We start from the raw sequence: 16272 nt of genomic DNA, 5'->3' as shown, positions 1-16272 counted from the left end.
GGGGAGGGAGCGCCGTGGGCCGGACACCAACGGGTGTCCGGCCCGCGGGAGGAGCGGTTGCGCGGTGCGTTCAGACGTCCCACATGCCTTCGGACTCCTCGCCGTTGCGGGGCGCCTCGTGGCGGGAGATGTCCGGGGCGTGCAGGCGCCGGAAGTTCGGCATCAGGTCCTGCGCGGCGGATGCGGCCTTCATCAGCAGCATGTGGACGTCGGCCAGGGCGTCGACGATCGCCTTGTCGACGGGGTACTTCTCGTTGCTGCGGGTCTGGAGGAGCTGGACGGCCGCGGCGACGTTCTCGATGCCGTCGGGGATGCCCTCGAACTCGGCGGCGACCTGGCGCATGTGGCCGGGCTCGTAGCGGGCGTAGACGTGCGCGACGTCCTGGGTGACCGCCACGAAGTGCGAGGGCTGATGCTGGGAGAAGCTGCCGTCCTGGCGGCGCTCCAGGATGTTCCACATGTGCTCGCCCGGCCGGGGCTCCTCATACCGGCGCAGGTCGTGTTCGTGGACCTTGGCGAACAGCGGCCCGACCTCGGCAGCCTTCTGACTGGCCTGGTGCAGCAGGGAGTAGACCTGGGCGACCAGGTCGGCCATGCGGGCATCGGCCGGGTACTTGTCGGCGGTGCTGACTGCCAGCTGCCGGATCGCCTCCCCCGTCGAGGTCAGCCCCTCCGGAAGCCCCCAGTACTCGGCGGCGACCGCCAGCATCATCGGCGGCTCATAGCGGGCGTACGCCTCTCGCACGCCTTCGGTCTCGCGGGTGAAGACGGACACCAGATTCCCTCCGAAGTGATCGGTCGGCCAGGCGACAGAGCTGCCCGGTCCGGCGGTTGAGCGGCGGCCGGGCTCGTCGAAGTCGGTCAGCACATCCGCGCGGACCGCATCGGCCCACTTGGTCTTCGCCGAGCGCATCAGCTTGGTGAAAGCCCACTTGGCGGCGTTCGGGCCCCAGCGGGTGAAGCGGGCACCCCAGGGCTTGCCGTTCCTCGGCGCCAGGTGCATCCAGCGCAGCAGCCCGCCGCACGTCGCGGCCACGCCCCGCAGGATCAGGCCAGGTACCGACACCACGGCCCCGAGGGCTCCGGCCAGCAGGCCGGCACGTGCCGCGCGCAGAAGGAACGGCACCGCAGCCCTGCCCCTCTTGGCCAGCGCCCGCCGGGCGCTGCGAATCCGCTCCCCAAGCCGTGCCAGCAGCGGCGGGGCGGCTGCCTGCACCTGGTTGGCCAGCTGGAGATAGCCGCTGCGGACGCCGTCCCGCACGGACCGCATGGCCGGGGACTCCCACACCGCAGCCGCCTTACGCCCGGCCGCAGCAACATCCCGGACCCCGACGCGGGCAGCGCGCCCCGCCGCGGCGGCCACCGTCGACCGCGCACCCTGCGAACGACCGGCAGACGACTTCGACAACGACCCGCCGCCACCAAGACCCCCACCGGCCAGTCCGGTTGCCCCACCCTGACGGGCTGCGAGACGAGACAGGCGCCCTGCCGCGCCGCCGGGGCGGCCCCCGCCACCATCGGACTTCCCTGCGGAGTGACGGTGTCGGTCTGCCACCCCCGTGGACGCCTGGTCCATGCCGCCGCGGCGGCTGTGGCCCTGCGTGGGCAGTGTGCCGCGCCCGGCGCTCGTGCTGCGGGGTGTGGAGGCTCCCGTGCTGGTCGCCCCGCCAGCACCGCCCTGGTGACGCTGACGACCGATGCCGCCTGAACCAGCGCGCGGACCGGCGCCGCCCGCCGAGGCAAGAGAGCTACCGGACCGGTGCGACCGGCTGGCGCCGCCCCGGCCGCCGCTGCGAAAGGCACCGCGGCCATGGCCCGCACCGCGCTTGCGCCGCGACCTGGCCGTAGCCACGCCTGCCGCGGTAAGGGCGGCCCCGCCGACGACTACTCCGGCCGCTGCCAGGGTCCCGGTCATCCCGGCCGCGGAGTACAGGGCCGCGGACCCGGTCGACAGGGCTTCCGCACCGAACACGGCCGCGGGCAGCGCCCGCAGGCGACCACCTGCGCGCGCCTGCGTGGGAGTCTCCACCTCGGCCGGGGCCTGAGTGACGGTGAACTCGATCGGCACGGTCGTGCCGTCCACGACGGCGTTGGTGGTGCCGGATGCGGGTGGATCGGGGGGTGTAGTGGTGGTGGCTTCGGTGGTGTCAGACACTGGTGAAGCTCCTTCGGAGTGCGAGAGGCGCCCCCGGCCGGGCCCTGGAAAGCAGGCCGGGGGCGCCGTCGAACGGCCCAGACAGGGCCGATGTGAGCTACTGCTGGCGGCGGCGCTGGAGTTCGTTGTGCTCGGCGAGCAAGCCACCGGCGGTGGGCTTCAGATGGCGGCCCTCGCAGTCCTCAGCCCAGGACTGGTGGGAGTAGCAGGTGACCCGGTCGTCGGCGTGCATACCGGCGTCTTCGCGCTCGTCGTCCCGCTTGAGGGCGGCAGCAAGCTTCTTCGAGATGGCCATGGCAATCCTTCGCGGATAGGAGGGTGAGGTCACGCGGCGAGAGCGGGTGCACCCGCGCAGGTCACGCAGACGCCGAGCGAGGTGGGGATGGTGTAGCCGCGGTCCAGGCCGCAGCCAGGGCAGATGCGGCGGGCCGCCAACGCCCGTTTCACCGCAGCCCATTTGGCGGGAGTCATGGGGCGTACGGGCTTGGCCAGGTCGGTGCGGTAGAGGTAGGCGACCAGTGGTCCCCGGTGGCGCCGGGGCCGCTCGATCTGAGCGACCACGGGCTGACCGCCCGGCCGCAGGCCCAGGGCACGCAGCTGACGGCGGGTAGCCAGGCCGTCCGGCGCCAGGTGCCATGGGTAGGTGGGAGTGCCGCAGGAGCCGCGGCTGGACTGCGCCATCACACGGTCGCGATGGCGAGGTCAGCGTGTCCGGCGTCGTCCGGCTGGCGCTGCTCGGCGTAGCGGGAGGAGACCCAGCCGACCGACCAGCCGCACAGTTCGGACGCGGCCCGCACCGGCAGCCCGGCGGCGAACGCCGCGGCGATCAGGGCGCGGGCTTCGTCCTCGGGCAGCTTCTCCTTGGCCGGGCCGCGGGACAGGAGGGCGGAGCGTTCACGCTCGGCCCGCTCCTCGCGCTCGCGCTGTTCACGCTCACGGGCCGCAGCTTGGTCCCGGCGCTCGCGCTCGGCCCGTTCGGCGTTCTTGCGTTCACGCTGTTCACGCTCAAGCCGCTGCCGTTCACGCTCGCGTTCACCGCGTTCACGAGCCTCCCGCTCCGCCTGCTCCCGGGCGGCGGTCTGCTCGCGCTCCTCGCGCCGGAGACGCTGGTCGCGCTCGGCCTGTTCACGGGTGAGCTGGGCTTCATGTTCACGCTGTTCACGCGCCAGAGCCGCCTCGTGCTCCCGCTCCTCCTGCCGCTCCCGCCGGGCGGCCTCCTCACGGTCACGCACCGCCTTCTCCCGGCGCTCGCGTTCGGCCTGCCGCTTGTCCTCCAGGGCGGTCACCGCGTGGGTGATGGCGCGCCGGTAGGCCAGGCCGGTCTCTGCCGTGACGATCAGCAGCAGCGGCGCGACCGCGTGGACAGCCACGCCCACCAGGTCTTTCTTCAGGGCGGAGTCGGCGATGTTCAGGGCCAGGGTCATGGCGCCAGTCATCCACCGCAGGGCGATGGGCCACCGGCCGCCGTGCCCGCCCAGACGGGCAAGCACCGAGTCCAGACGGACCACGATCACGACCGCGGCGTCCACGACCAGCGGCAGGATCGGCGCCGTCCAGTCCCAGTCATCCGCCGTGTGGGCGGACATGAGCGGGGTCACCGTCAGGATCGAGTAGAGCATCGCGCCGCCCACGATCAGCCAGGTGCCGACCGACAACGCGCGCTCGGCTGAACGCACCTGAACACCGTTCACAGCGCACCCCCCAACGGCTCCACCGCGGGGGCGGTCACGCTGCGGAAGTGGTCGTGGCCGGCGTCGTAGATGAACGGCGTGCACATCCACCGCAGGTCCGCCGCAGGGCATTCACCCACTGGGACCCAGCCGCTCGACGGAGCCCCCAAGGTGGCCGCGTAGGCGTAGGCGGCCGCCTTGTCGGGGTGGATGCTGTGGGGCCGGCCGTAGTGGAGCAACAGCACCATGGACGCATCCGCCGGGGTCGGCGCGGTCAGTTCCTCGATCCGGGCGGCCTGCTCGGTCACCGTCGCACGCGCGTTGGCCAGCTGGGCCTCCGTGCACTCCAGGATCTCCCGGACAATCTCCGCGTCGGCTCGGTCCGCCTCGGCCGCGCGCTCGGCGGCTTCCGCATCGGCCGTCAGGTCGATGGCGCGCTGAAGGCGGGCGAACTTGGCAACGGCGATGCGGGACAGGGCGGCGATGTGCGCGGGCCTGTCGTCCTCGCTCAGCGCGTCGCGGATCTCGTCGGGGGTGAGGGTCGCCCACTTGGGGAAGCCCTGCGGGCGGGTACCGCCGAGGTTCGGGCGGACGGTCCACAGCAGATACGTGGCTGCGGCCAGCAGCACCGCCACCCCGGCGGCCCCGAACGCGACGGCGGCCGGGGGCAGGTGGACGCTGCTGGCCACCGTCCAGGCGCCGGCCAGCATCGCGCCGGTGAACGCCAGCAACAGGCTCGCCTTGGTGTCAGTGCGGGCCAGCTCCGCCTTGACCTCCGCGTGCGCCGCGCTCAGTGCAGTTTCCTGGTAACTCATGCCCCTACCTCCGGCACGAACGCCGCGTCGGACAGGTTCGCGATCTCGCGGCGCGCGGCGAGCACCTTGCGCCGTGCCCGCCGAATGCGGCGCTCGTCCACCTCGGACGGCGTGCGGTCGAGGATCATGATCTGCGCGTCCAGCAGCTCAACCTCCGCCGCAATGACCGGCATCTCCGCCTCGATCGCATCCAGCTCCGCGGCCGTCGGGCCACCGACGGGCGGGTTGGCGGTAACAACCGCCTGAAGTGCAGCGATGTTCTTCATGGGTCGTTGTCTCCTCACAGTGGAACGGCCCGAAGCGGCCCCGGTGGTAGGACACCGGGGCCGCACGCCGTTAACGGGTGAAGCAGGAATGGACCTCCGGCTCCCCTCAACCCCGTCCGTACGGCCCTTTGAGGCGCCGGACGGACGGAGGAGGCAACCGGCCTAAGCGCGAAGCGCTCCGGCAATCGAGGTGGTGCGTGTGGCTCCTGCCAGGGGCCGTGGGTCTCGCATGGACGCGGCCGCGCTCGGTCCGGGGAGCCCCTCCCGGACATCGTGGCGACGAAAAGGTGTGGTGTGCCGCGTCGTTCTTTCGCGTCGGTCCAGCCCTGCGACTAGCGCTCCCTGCGAGGCAATCCCCGCAGATCGTGGCGCGGCGTCCGATATAGCCACGTGGTGACTACTGCTGCCGACGGGTCTCCACTCGCCTCGGCCGGTGCACTCACGGTCGTCCTGATGCGGTGGATCACGCTGTGGAGTTGTCGTTGAACGGTGGAAGCGATGCATGTATTACATGCCTCTCACCATGCCGGTCGAAGGTTCGACCGTCAAGTCCTTCGGGGTGCCGATCGGTGACGACTGCTCCGACCGGCCCTAGTTAGAGATTGCTCCGTCGGCGCCAGACGCTCGACTCCGTACCTGTACGAGTCAGGTACGACTCGATACGGTGAAGTCGTCCCAAGTCGTCCCGAGCCACAAGGGGTTGATGTGGCAAACGAGCGGTTGCGCGGCGCGATCGTGGATCTCGGCCTGTCCTTAGACGAAGTGGCCGACCGGCTAGGCGTCGCCTCCAAGACGGTGGAACGCTGGATCAACGAGCCTGAACGCAAGCCCTACCGGCGATTCCAGTACGCAGTCGCCTCGCTGCTCAAAGTTGAAGTCTCGTACCTCTGGCCGGATGAACGGACGTCCGCGCAAATCACGGCGTCGGGCAACGCCGAGGTCGTCAAGGTCTATCCGCACCGTTCCGTGGTGATGCAGAGCATGTGGCCCACCCTTTACGCGCAGGCACGGCACCAATTCGATGTGCTGGTCTACTCCGGGTTTTGGCTGACCGAGGATCCAGCCTTCCTCAGAGTCGTGAAGGAGAAGTCTGCGGCCGGCGTCCCGGTCCGCTTCATGCTCGGCGAGCCCGAGAGCGAAGCGGTCGCCGTACGAGGCAGGGATGAGGGGATCGGCGCGGCGATGGCGGGAAAGATCCGCAATGCGCTGATCAACTACAGCGGACTTTTCGGCCTACCCGGAGTGGAATTCCGACTCCACGGAACGACCCTCTACAACTCCATCTACCGTGCTGACGACGAGATGCTGGCGAACGGCCACCTTTACGGCGTCGGCGCGTACTTGGCCCCAGTGCTGCACCTGCAAAGGGTCCCGGGCGGCGAGCTTTTCGACTCGTACGCTGAGAGCGTCGAAAGGGTCTGGCAATCAGCCCGCCCCATCTCTTCACCTACCGATTGCTGAGGCACCGCGCATGAGTCGAATCGACTACTACCGCGACCCCGATGCTCCTGCGGCCAACTCTGTTGTCCCGTCCGTGACGGCGGTGGTCTGCGACGACAGCGGGCGCTTGCTGCTCATCCACAAGACGGATAACGACCGGTGGGCCCTGCCCGGTGGCGGGCATGACGTCGGCGAGGACGTCGCGCAGACGGTCGTGCGTGAGGTCGAAGAAGAGACCGGCATCTCTGTCATCGTTGAGGACATTGTGGGTCTCTACACCGACCCACAGCATGTCATGGCGTACGACGACGGCGAGGTACGCCAACAATTCTCCATCTGCTTTCACGCACGCCCCGTTGGCGGCGCACTGCGCACGAGTTCTGAATCCAAGGAGGTCCGCTGGGTATCCCCAACGGACCTCCAAAAACTGGACATTCATCCGTCAATGCGGCTCCGGATCACGCACGGCCTTGACCGGACGCGCACGGCCCCCTACATCGGTTAGCTCGATTAGCCCACGGCCGCGAGGCGGCCCTCGACACGCTGCACAGATGCGTGAATCTCGGGGGCAGCACGCTGGATGAAGCGGCCCACGATCGTATCCGGGCCGTACCGGCTGACGATCTCAGAGACACGGGCGTCCGACGTCGTGTGACCACCGTCCGGTGTCGTCGTCATGTCGCAGAAGATCAACGCATCGACCAACTCTGGCCGCTCCAACTCGAATTCACCCGCCAACTCCTCTCGGAGTCCGCGCTCTTCGGCTTCCAGCAGAGCATATGAATGGTGTGCAACGAGGCGCACAACCCGCTCGTCCAGGCCTTCCTGATCACGAAGGAACCGGGCCCCATCGAGAGGATGGAAGCCCGAGGATGCAATACGCGGCGAGTATCCGACGTCATGCAGGACGGCTGCTGCTTCCATCAGACCGGCGTCGTCCCCCAGGATCGACTGGAGGGAGCGGGCGCGTTCGGCGACGCCGAGGGAGTGCGCCCAACGCCGCGGCAGTGGTTCGGACAGCAGCGATTCGGCGAGGCCATATGCCCGCTTGGTGAGATCCATGGTGACCAAGGCTACGAGCCAGACGCCTCGACCGGGAGGGCGCGTACTTCACGCCGGCGGCTCGCGCTCATCGCGATGAGGCCTCGCCCCTCCATCTGCGCGATCGCGGACCGTACCGCAGTACGAGACACCCCGAACCGCTCGCACAACTCTTTCTCGGAGGGGAAGGAATCGCCGACCTGCACGCCGTCAGCACGGAGGAGATCGGTCACCCGATCTACCAGCGGACGACGGTCACCCGTCCCAGCCACGTACCAGCCGGCCCCTTGAACAGACTCAATGATGCCGTCCGCCTTGAGCGCTTTGAGCGCTCGCCCGATGGTGCTGCGGCCGACGCCATACGTGCTCATCAGCTCCGCTTCGGACGGCAGACCCTCGCTGATCTCACCCTCCTCGATCTTCAGACGCAGAGACTCCGAGATTTGCAGGTACGTACCTCGCGGACTGGCCTGCGGCACGCGCTCTCCCCTTCATCCGTCCCGTAGGTGGCCACCGTCGGCAGCTCACCGTATCCAGCTTCGCACGCATGCCTCCGGAAGGAACGGAGCTGGCCCGCTGACCTGCCTTAACGCTGATTTGCTCACTGGCACCGCTCGGCAGGCACTAGCTTCTGACCTTGTTCATGCCAGACGAAGTCAGCAACTCGGGAGGGTGCGGAAGATTGTCCATCTATTCGTTCGAAATGCCTGGCTGGAACGACTACAGCACGTGGGGGGAAGAGGAAGGGGCGGGGCACCTATACGCACAGCTCTACACCAACGACGATGACCCCGACTCCCCGCCTCGTGTCTGGATCACACCGCCGAGCGTCGTGGTACGCACGGTGGACGAGCTCGCTGAGGTCATCTCGTCGGCTATCCGCCCCCACGTGGCGACACAGCCACCAGCATTCCTTGTTAAGGAATGGCTGATCGATGGGCGACCGTAAGCCCTGCGAGCCAGGTGCTCCGTTGGCACGGCGATGGGGTGTACCTCCCGATCAGCGACATGGTCACGGCACGTAACGCCGCGAAGATCCTGCACTTCGATCACCGTGAGCCGATGCTCGCCGAGGGCGAGGTCTATGTGTACCGGCAGGCTGAGCAACGGGTCACCGTGATCTTCGGAGAGATCGTCTACACGCGCCAGTGAATGAATGAATCATTCGCCCCAAGACTCCGCCCCCGCCACCAGGCTCCCCCGTACTGGTGGCGGGGGCGGGCAATGCCCCGTGCGTGTATGAGTCATCGGCGGCCCTCTCGGTACTAGCTGAGGGGGCACATCTCGGCCGGTAGGCGCGGAGTTGCCAGGCGCTAGCAAGAGGCGGAGCGTGGAGTTACGGGGGATCAGCAGAACTCGGGGGCCTCCACAGGACATGAGGTTCATCATGACTAGAACTGTGTGTAGACGAATCCCCGGGTTCGTGTGTGCATCCGTCTTGGCCTCAGCGCTTGCCTTTTCAGTAGCTGCGCCCGTAGCCCAGGCGGCCCCACAGGATCACTCACAGACCACCGCATCACAATCACAGTCCCTGCCGAACAACTGGTGCGACCGCCACCCGCGTAGATGTGGGCGCCCCGGCGGCGGGGGCGGTGGCGGTGGCGGTGGCGGTGTTATCTGCACCTTCTTCAAGGAGCGGATCTTCAATTCCGCCACGGGGACATATACGGAAACAAACAGAAGGGTCTGCATACCTCCCTTCTAGATCATCTAGAGCCCCGGGATGTTCTCATCTCGGATGATCCGCCCACCCGTCCATGTGATCACAACCGATAGATGCATCGTAGATCGCGCTCGTTAGGTCGCAGACGTCGAAGGCGTCTGCCTTCGGGCCCGAAGCCGCACCACCGCGCACCACCTAGGCACCACCTCAGGTGGATGGCTGCGGTCAACAGCGGCGAATCTCGGTAGCCGCTGTCTCGCCCATCGGGTGTCATACTCGCAGGTCGGAGTGACGATCTCACGAAAGTACCCCGGGATTCCCAAGCTCAGAGCGCGGGTTCGAATCCCCTCGCCCGCTCCAAAGATCAAGGCCCAGCTCAGGGGTACAACCCCTGGGGCTTGGAACATAGCGCCGCGCGGTCAGCGAGCAGGTGGGCTGGTTTCGGTGCGCTGAGCGTCGTTGTAACGGCGAAGGAAGTGGCGCGCGGTCATGTCGATCTCTGCGACGGCATCAGTAACGCCCTGGAAGTTAAACCACTCACCGTGGGTACATACCTTCTCGAAGTGGTTGTGCAGGTGCCGCTCCAGCGGGTACCCACCACGAGCGCTCCAGCGGAGTTCTAGCCTGTTCGCAGATCCCACTTGCAGAGACTTCACACGTTGAGCAATGTCCTTTGCGACTCCGATCTTGATCGCGTCCGGATTGTCATCGGTCGATATGGCGTAGACCCACCGATCGTCGAACCGCTCCTGCTTGGGCGCGGAGCGGGGCGAGGGCTGCTCCATGGCCTCAATGAGTTCGTCGTACTCACGGTCCATGCGTTCCTTGATCACAGACGCGAGACGCTTCAGGTTGTCGCGGGCATCTTCCGCAGAGATCTCTCCACTCGCGATCAGGTCAAGAATCTCGACCACAGCCGGAACTTCAATGTCCGTGCCATAGCTCGGAGCGTCCCGCCGCGCGCCGCTTCCGCCGAGCCCCCAGTTCAAGGAGACGTTTTCGATACGGTGCCCGCCCATGTTCAAGTGAACGGTGAAGGATTGAGCCACAGAGGGTCCTTTCAAGCAAGGGCTGCAAGCTATCTGATGCTGGGCGGTGCCATCGTCCTTGATCCCTCTGACAACGGCGGTCCGCGAACGCGGGGCGCCATCGCCCCGCCGGCACACGACTGATGGGGCACGCTGGCCGCGACCAGCGGGACGCAGGCCCGAAATTCGCTGTGGCGCTGACCGGACAGGCCACCCAGCGCCGCCGGGCCATGCAGGGCGCCAGGGGCATGCGACTGCGAAACCTCGACCCGGATAGCGCTGGACGCCGGGGCGCCTTGGCGGGAGAAATCTGGGAGAAGATCTTCTCCCGACCAGCACCGCCCGACACGCCAAACCAACTCATGCCGAGGGCCTGACCTGGCATCATGCGTCGTTCCCAAGGTGCGGGATTCATCCGGACCTCATTCGGGACAAAGAGCTCGTGGATTCAACTCCCACCGCCCCGACAGTCGAAACGTCAGGTCAAGGGCCGGATCCTCGCTGAGGATCCGGCCGTTCATCGGTTCCCGACCTTTGGGCGATCTGATGAACCTTGTGCGAGGTCTCGCGGCTGGGGTCGATGATGGGGGAGCCCCCTCAAGGCGAACGTTGGCCTGACGACAGTCACTGATGGCCACCTCACGCTCCCGGCCATCGACAACGTGCTCTGACGGGCGCTGCGGGTCAGCTGTGATGATCGGTGTTCGCCTGATTGATGGCGTGAGCGCCTGCGACGATGTGGACATGTCGACGCCTGGAACGCCTCTCCAAGCTGCACTCATCCCCGACTGCACCAAGCCGGAAGCCCACCACGCGGCCTATAGAAGTGCCAAGACCAACGACGCGATCTTTGTGTGCATCGCTCGTCAGGGGCGGCATTGGAAGGTGGAACTTGACGCCATGGCCAGCAGCAAGCCCATCGTCCCGGACCAGGCGGTGACGGTCCTGCAGGCTGCGGCTGAAGCGTTGGTAGTCGCTGGCACTGTGACGAAGGCCAACGTTGGGGCTGACTACATCTCCATGTGGCCGATCGAGAGCGAGAAGAAGGCGCGCGAGATCGCGGCTGCGTTCCATGCTGCTCTGTACGGTCTCCAACAGCTACACATCGCCGTTCCCAGCCGGCGCGGTAGGGCTTAGCCCGCGAGGCCCCAGGTGCTGCGTGACCAGGCGGTTGCTCTGGTCTCACTTGTGGTCTCGGTTGCCGCGCCTTCCGTAGCTGTCCGCATCGCTCCGTCGTGATTCAAAGCCGCCGCTGAGCTGCTGCTTCGTACGAGTGTGGACGGGCCCGGACCAAGATCGGACAACTCGTAATGCGTAGGTCTCGGGTTCGAATCCCGAAGGCGGCTCTGTAGAAGCCCCAGGACTCACTCGCCGTGACCTGGGGCTTTTGCTTTCACCGGATGCGGCGCCGACACCGGGCGCGGGCCGGTCGGGTGCCGGTGGTCTCAGGCGCGGGTTCCGGGCGGGGGATGAAGGTGTCTCCCATGCGCCGCGTCGCGTCGGTGTGCCGAAGGATCTTCATGATCGTGGGCATGTCCACACCCAGCTCGTTGAGGATCGTCCCCGCGGTGTGACGGCTCCCGTCGTACAGGCGACGGTCGGCTTACGGTCGGCCTTGGGTGCGCGCGCCTTGTCGCGGAGCTGTTCCAACTTGCGTGCCTTGCGGCGCACTTCGGCTTCGGGCTTGGCACGACGGTGACGGCGGTCGGGGATCCCGTCGCCCTTGATGCCCATCGTGACGCGGCCGTGTCGCCAGCTGTCGCTGCCCAGGTGGGCCGTTGACTGACCTGCAGGAACAGCAGTGCCACCAGCGGCAAAAGGTCCGCCGGTGCGGCCGGCGGACCTTTGCGGGCGACGAGGGTGCTACGGGCGCACGGGGTCGTGGTCCTTGCAGACCTGCAGGGTGCTGTCAGAGGTGCAACCGATCAGGTCGCTGTTCTTGGAGTCGGTTCCCTCCTTGGCCGGGACGGTGGCACTGCCGGCACCGGTCCATGAATTCCCCAGGTCGTTGGTGATCGTCCAGGTGCCGGTCACCTTCTTCGTCAGCTGGGCCCGCAGGAACCAGCCGTACTTCTCGGGCTTGATGCGGATGGTCTGGGATCCGCCCTGTGTGTTGTCCGTCTTCCAGCTGTTCGACCAATTCCCCTGGATCGCGACGTCGATCTTCCCCTGCACGGCGCCGTCCTTACCGAAGGAAATACCTGCTGTGGTGGTGACGGATCCGCCCGCTGTGTAGGTGTAGCCAGTGGTCTGACTCCACATCACCGCCTTGTCCATGAGGTCGGTCGTGCCGTTCGTCGCCCTCCCGCTCGGGTCGACCGTCACGTTCTGGTAGTCGCCGAGGGTGGCTGTGGTGCTGTCGTCCACCTTGTACTCAGCCATCGGGATGACGCTGGACCTGGTGTCGAACTGCTTCAGGGCGTACTTGGTGGCCAGCGTGCGCAGCTGAGCGTCCTCGGTTCCGGAGGCGAGGGACCAGTTCTGCGTCGTGTCGCCGCGACTGCAGTCACGGACCCCGACGGTGGAGGCAGTGTTCACGCTGTAGAGGGGCTTCATGCATTTGTTGTCGCCGACGTGGCGGATCAGATACCTGCCCGTGTCGGCAGCTGCGTCGCTTATTGGCTGGAGATACCACTTCTGCGCATCGGCGTCACCGCAGTTCGACTCGCTGAGATCATCGGGGTAAGTGGCGCTGGACATGTCGACGCACTTGCTGGAAGTGCCGTTGATCAGCCGGAAGGTTCCGTCGTCATTGGGAGCGATCCTGAATTTCTGATTCGCCGAGTCGTCCCCGTTCGCGAGGTCATAGACCGTCCCGCCGGCGTACTCGTAGTCCCGGCGGAGTGCGAGGGTGCCGTTCTGCCCCGACGTGGATATGGAGACAGGGATCTCTGTGCTGGTGCTTCCGGTGTCCGCGTGCGCGGCCGGCGCGTTGAGCGGCGACAGTACGACTGCCAGCGCCGCAACCGGGACCGCCAGCGCCGCGGCGGTCATACGCGGCCCCGGCCTCCGGGGGGTCATCTCAACGGTCATGGTTCCCGTTCCTCTTTCCGTAAGCCGTGCTCTCGGGGCCGGGTCAGCTACCCCGAGCGGTACCCACGGCACGGTGTTCAGGCAGAAGGCCCTGGCGGGGCGCCAGTTCGCCTGGTTCGTCTGGTTCGCTCGGTTCGCCTGGTTCGCCGTGGGACTGTCAACGTAGGCGCGGGTGGCCGGATGTACATCCTTCATCTGACGGATGCAGTCCTCGGTTGCGGGCGCCGGACCGTGGTGACATGTGGTCAGTCCTGTGACGGTGGCCTGTCCAGGTTCTTTCGGCGGATGACTTCAGTGGCGAGTTCGACTCGTGAGGTCATCCCCAGCTTTCGGAGAATGTGGGACACATGGGAGCCGACGGTGCGTCGTGAGATGTACATACGGTCGGCGATCTCGGGGTTGGAGTGTCCGTCGGCGACGTGGTCGGCGACGATGCGTTCGGTGTCCGTGAGCGCCTCCCACCCGTGGCGGGCACTGTTGCGTGGTCGGCGTGCGCTGCGGTGGACCGCGTGGGCACGCAGGCGGGACAGGGCGCGGGCCGCGTCCCACTGGGCGTCCAGACGTGTGTAGATCTCCAGCGCCTGATCGAGCAGCGCGCGGGCCTGGGCCGGTCGTCGCTGCTGGGCCAGCAGTTCCGCCGCGTCGGTGTAGGCGTGTGCCTCGCTCAGCGGTCTCGGCGCCTCGTGGTAGCAGCGGGCTGCTGCCAGGAGCAGATCCGGGTCCCGGGCCAGCAGCCCCTGGCACCGGTGGGCATCACCGAGGTGGTACGGGGTACCGCTGTGGTCGGCCCGTCTCCGGGCGGCTTCGGCGTAGCGCCGTGCGTTCGTGGTGTCGTCGTGGGCCAGGGCGAGTCGTACGAGATCGGGCGTCAGAAAGCAGAGGATCAGTTGGCCCGGCAGATGGCCCACGCCGCGGTCGAACGCGGCGGTGAGCCGGGCGTAGGCGTGCTCGGGACGGCCCCGGGCCTCGTCCGCAAGGGCGTCGGCGCACAGTGGCAGGTACTCGTAGAACCAGGCGACGGTACCGCTGTCGGTCGCCGCGGCCGCGGCGGTCAGATGAGCCTCGGCGTCGGTCTGCCGGCCGCGGTGCACCGAGATCAGCGCCGCCACCGCCCGCAGCGCCCGGCACATCGCGAAGTGCTCGCCGGGATCGAGCCCGGCCTCGACCTCGGTGAGGGCGTCGTCCCAGCGGCCGGCGTGGAATGCGAGGAGGGCACAGGAGAGGTGGTACCAGGGCAGATAGGCGCCACCTGTGTGCTCCGCCGTCTCGTGGACGGCTGCGAGGGTGCGCTGCGCGTCCTGGCGGCGGTCGAGATCCATATAGCTGTTGGCCAGGGCGAGTTGCAGCCCGATCCGCTGTGCCGGATGCATCGTCTCCGGTGTGAGCCGGGCGGCGTGCCGGGCAAGTTCCAGGGCTTCGGTGCCAGGCGCTTCGAGGAACCGTTTCGCCGCCAGGACGTGCAGGGCATTGGCCAGGGCGGCGCCGTCGCCCATCGCTTCGGCCGCGCGCCGGGTGGTCGCCGCGACCGCGCCGGCCTCCGGCAGCCTGCCCAGTGCGAACAGGCACAGTGCGCTGAACGCCCGGAACCGGATCACCTCAAGCGCAGATACGCCCGAGCTGCCGCACGCGGCGTGGATCTCGACGAGCGCCAGGTCGGGTCGGCCACGCGCGAATGATGCGTGGACGATGATCCACCGCAACGGACCTTCCCACCCCGGGTCATGGGTCCTGGCCAGTGCGCAGCGGGCGGTCTCCTCCGCCTCGGCCAAGCGGCCCGAGGAGAGCTGTGCGACGGCGCGGTACAGCTTGAGTTGGCCGCGGCGCGGATCGGCGGGGTCGGTGAGCGCCAGTGCCTGGTCGAGCAGAAGGAGCGCCATGGCGGGTGCCCGGGACGTGAGGGGGACCGCGGATCCCAGGAGCCAGTCGATCAGGAACTCTCCGGCCGCCGGCGCCGCGGCCAGCAGCTGCTCGGCGACCCGTTCGGGAACCGCACCGGCGCCGGCGAGGGCCTGCGCCGTTCTCAAGTGCAGCATGGCGCGGGCCGAGCCCGACATGGCGTCGTACAGGGCATGCCGTATGAGGTCGTGACGGAAGACCAGTCGGTCGCCGGCATCCCGCAGAATGCCGTCCGTCTCGGCCTCCGCGACGATACTGAGCAGTTGATGTGTCGGCCGGTCGAGGACCGCTGCAAGATCGGTGACGGTACAGCCGGCTCCCAGCACCGAGGCGGTGCGAAGCGCCTGCACCACCTCATCGCGCAGATACCGCAGCCGGTGTGTGATCAGTTTGGTCAACGACGGTACGGGGCTGCCGACGGTGACGTCCGCGAGCCCGTCGCGGAGCTCGATCGCCTCCTCACGCAGCAGGGCAGCGACCAGCTCCATGACGTACAACGGGTTTCCTGCCGCTCCCTCGGCCATGCGCCACAGTCGCGGACCGGGCGCACCGCCGCACAGGCCGGCCAGCAGGGCCGACACGGCCGGCGGAGTCAGTGGTGCCAGCTCCAGCACCGTGCGCTTGCCGAGAGCCAGACTCTGGGAGAGCCGGTCGACTTCCCCCCGGGGCACCGGTCGGTAGGCTCCGACGATGAGCAGCGGCAGCTGGTGAATCGACCGCAGCAGCCGCTGCACCACCAGCAGGCTCGCCGAGTCCGCCCACTGGAGATCGTCGACGAACAGCGCCAGCGGCTGCTGCGCGCACAGGTCCTCGATCAGGCCGAGCATCGCCTCGACGGTGGCGAAGTCCGACTCGGCCGCCCCGCCGGCCCCGCCCGGCATCCCGTACCGGCCCTCGCCCCGCAAGATCTCGCCGGCCCGCGCCAGGGAGGCATCGGCCGACTTCGTATCCACCCCCAGACAGGCCGAGATCACCGCGAACGGGCGCTGCTGTTCCAACTCCTGTGCCGCCCCGTGCAGCACCCGCATGCCCAGCGACCCGGCGGTCCCCGCGGTCACTTCCAGCAGGGCCGTCTTGCCCAGGCCGGCCTCACCGACGACGAACGCCACCTGCCCCGTGCCCGCCTTCGCGGCCGCCGCCAATCCCGCTATTTCCGCCGTCTCGGCCTCACGGCCCATCAGCCGCCCTGGGAAATGCACCACGCCGTCTCCTCTGTGCTTCGGTCCACACATGGAGACGCACCACCGCGGGCTCTCTTACGCGAC

General features: G+C 67.8%; 15 protein-coding genes. 4 read left to right on the top strand and 11 right to left on the bottom strand.

Annotation, left to right across the window (positions count from 1 at the left end; translation table 11 throughout):
- Positions 1–70 precede the first annotated feature (70 nt).
- From DY245_RS26230 to DY245_RS26205, 6 genes are all read right to left on the bottom strand, one after another.
- The gene (locus tag DY245_RS26230; protein WP_128509683.1) at positions 71–1270 is read right to left on the bottom strand and encodes a hypothetical protein; all 1200 of its coding nucleotides are present in this window, start codon (positions 1268–1270) and stop codon (positions 71–73) included.
- Positions 1271–2252: 982 nt separating this feature from the next.
- Positions 2253–2450, bottom strand: a complete 198-nt coding sequence (locus DY245_RS26225) for a hypothetical protein (RefSeq protein ID WP_244943271.1) — start codon at positions 2448–2450, stop codon at positions 2253–2255.
- Between the two features lie 29 nt (positions 2451–2479).
- Positions 2480–2836 carry an RRQRL motif-containing zinc-binding protein gene (locus DY245_RS26220; protein ID WP_128509682.1) on the bottom strand — a complete coding sequence of 119 codons (357 nt, stop codon included), beginning with the start codon at positions 2834–2836 and terminating at the stop codon, positions 2480–2482.
- A complete protein-coding gene (locus DY245_RS26215; protein ID WP_128509681.1) occupies positions 2836–3846 on the bottom strand; it encodes a DUF2637 domain-containing protein in 1011 nt (336 codons plus the stop codon). Before DY245_RS26215 ends, DY245_RS26220 begins: the two co-directional genes overlap by 1 nt.
- Entirely contained in the window at positions 3843–4640 is a 798-nt protein-coding gene (locus tag DY245_RS47915) for a Pycsar system effector family protein (RefSeq protein WP_220377947.1), read from the bottom strand. The genes DY245_RS26215 and DY245_RS47915 overlap by 4 nt, the downstream gene beginning before the upstream one ends.
- Positions 4637–4906 (bottom strand): DUF6284 family protein, encoded by a 270-nt coding sequence (locus DY245_RS26205; RefSeq protein WP_128509680.1) that lies wholly within the window; start codon positions 4904–4906, stop codon positions 4637–4639. The genes DY245_RS47915 and DY245_RS26205 overlap by 4 nt, the downstream gene beginning before the upstream one ends.
- A gap of 705 nt (positions 4907–5611) precedes the next feature.
- Here DY245_RS26205 and DY245_RS26200 point away from each other — a divergent pair.
- The gene (locus DY245_RS26200) at positions 5612–6367 is read left to right on the top strand and encodes a helix-turn-helix domain-containing protein (protein ID WP_128509679.1); all 756 of its coding nucleotides are present in this window, start codon (positions 5612–5614) and stop codon (positions 6365–6367) included.
- Between the two features lie 10 nt (positions 6368–6377).
- Complete coding sequence (locus DY245_RS26195) at positions 6378–6851, top strand: NUDIX hydrolase (RefSeq protein WP_128509678.1); 474 nt, start codon at positions 6378–6380, stop codon at positions 6849–6851.
- A gap of 5 nt (positions 6852–6856) precedes the next feature.
- On the opposite strand, the gene DY245_RS26190 is transcribed toward DY245_RS26195, so the two are convergent.
- Together DY245_RS26190 and DY245_RS26185 are read right to left on the bottom strand one after the other, a co-directional pair.
- Positions 6857–7408 (bottom strand): HD domain-containing protein, encoded by a 552-nt coding sequence (locus tag DY245_RS26190; RefSeq protein WP_181923875.1) that lies wholly within the window; start codon positions 7406–7408, stop codon positions 6857–6859.
- Positions 7409–7419: 11 nt separating this feature from the next.
- On the bottom strand, positions 7420–7866 hold the full coding sequence (locus DY245_RS26185) for a GntR family transcriptional regulator (RefSeq protein WP_128509676.1): 447 nt from the start codon (positions 7864–7866) through the stop codon (positions 7420–7422).
- A 529-nt stretch (positions 7867–8395) separates the two neighbouring features.
- Here DY245_RS26185 and DY245_RS44675 point away from each other — a divergent pair.
- Positions 8396–8539, top strand: coding sequence for a hypothetical protein (locus tag DY245_RS44675; RefSeq protein ID WP_181923874.1), 144 nt, complete (start codon positions 8396–8398; stop codon positions 8537–8539).
- A 930-nt stretch (positions 8540–9469) separates the two neighbouring features.
- Here the strand turns inward: DY245_RS44675 and DY245_RS26180 are convergent.
- Positions 9470–10099: a GIY-YIG nuclease family protein gene (locus DY245_RS26180; protein ID WP_128509675.1), complete on the bottom strand. Its 630-nt coding sequence runs from the start codon at positions 10097–10099 to the stop codon at positions 9470–9472.
- A gap of 672 nt (positions 10100–10771) precedes the next feature.
- On the opposite strand from DY245_RS26180, the gene DY245_RS26175 reads away from it, so the two are divergent.
- Positions 10772–11215, top strand: a complete 444-nt coding sequence (locus DY245_RS26175) for a hypothetical protein (protein WP_128509674.1) — start codon at positions 10772–10774, stop codon at positions 11213–11215.
- Between the two features lie 726 nt (positions 11216–11941).
- On the opposite strand, the gene DY245_RS26160 is transcribed toward DY245_RS26175, so the two are convergent.
- Positions 11942–13111: an RICIN domain-containing protein gene (locus tag DY245_RS26160; protein WP_181923873.1), complete on the bottom strand. Its 1170-nt coding sequence runs from the start codon at positions 13109–13111 to the stop codon at positions 11942–11944.
- A gap of 245 nt (positions 13112–13356) precedes the next feature.
- The gene (locus DY245_RS26155) at positions 13357–16209 is read right to left on the bottom strand and encodes a helix-turn-helix transcriptional regulator (protein ID WP_181923872.1); all 2853 of its coding nucleotides are present in this window, start codon (positions 16207–16209) and stop codon (positions 13357–13359) included.
- Between the last annotated feature and the right edge of the window lie 63 nt (positions 16210–16272).

The organism is Streptomyces inhibens, from assembly GCF_003389455.1.
Lineage (GTDB): Bacteria > Actinomycetota > Actinomycetes > Streptomycetales > Streptomycetaceae > Streptomyces > Streptomyces inhibens.
The sequence above is the reverse complement of the archived record's forward strand: the minus strand, read 5'-3'. Positions and strand labels throughout refer to the sequence as shown.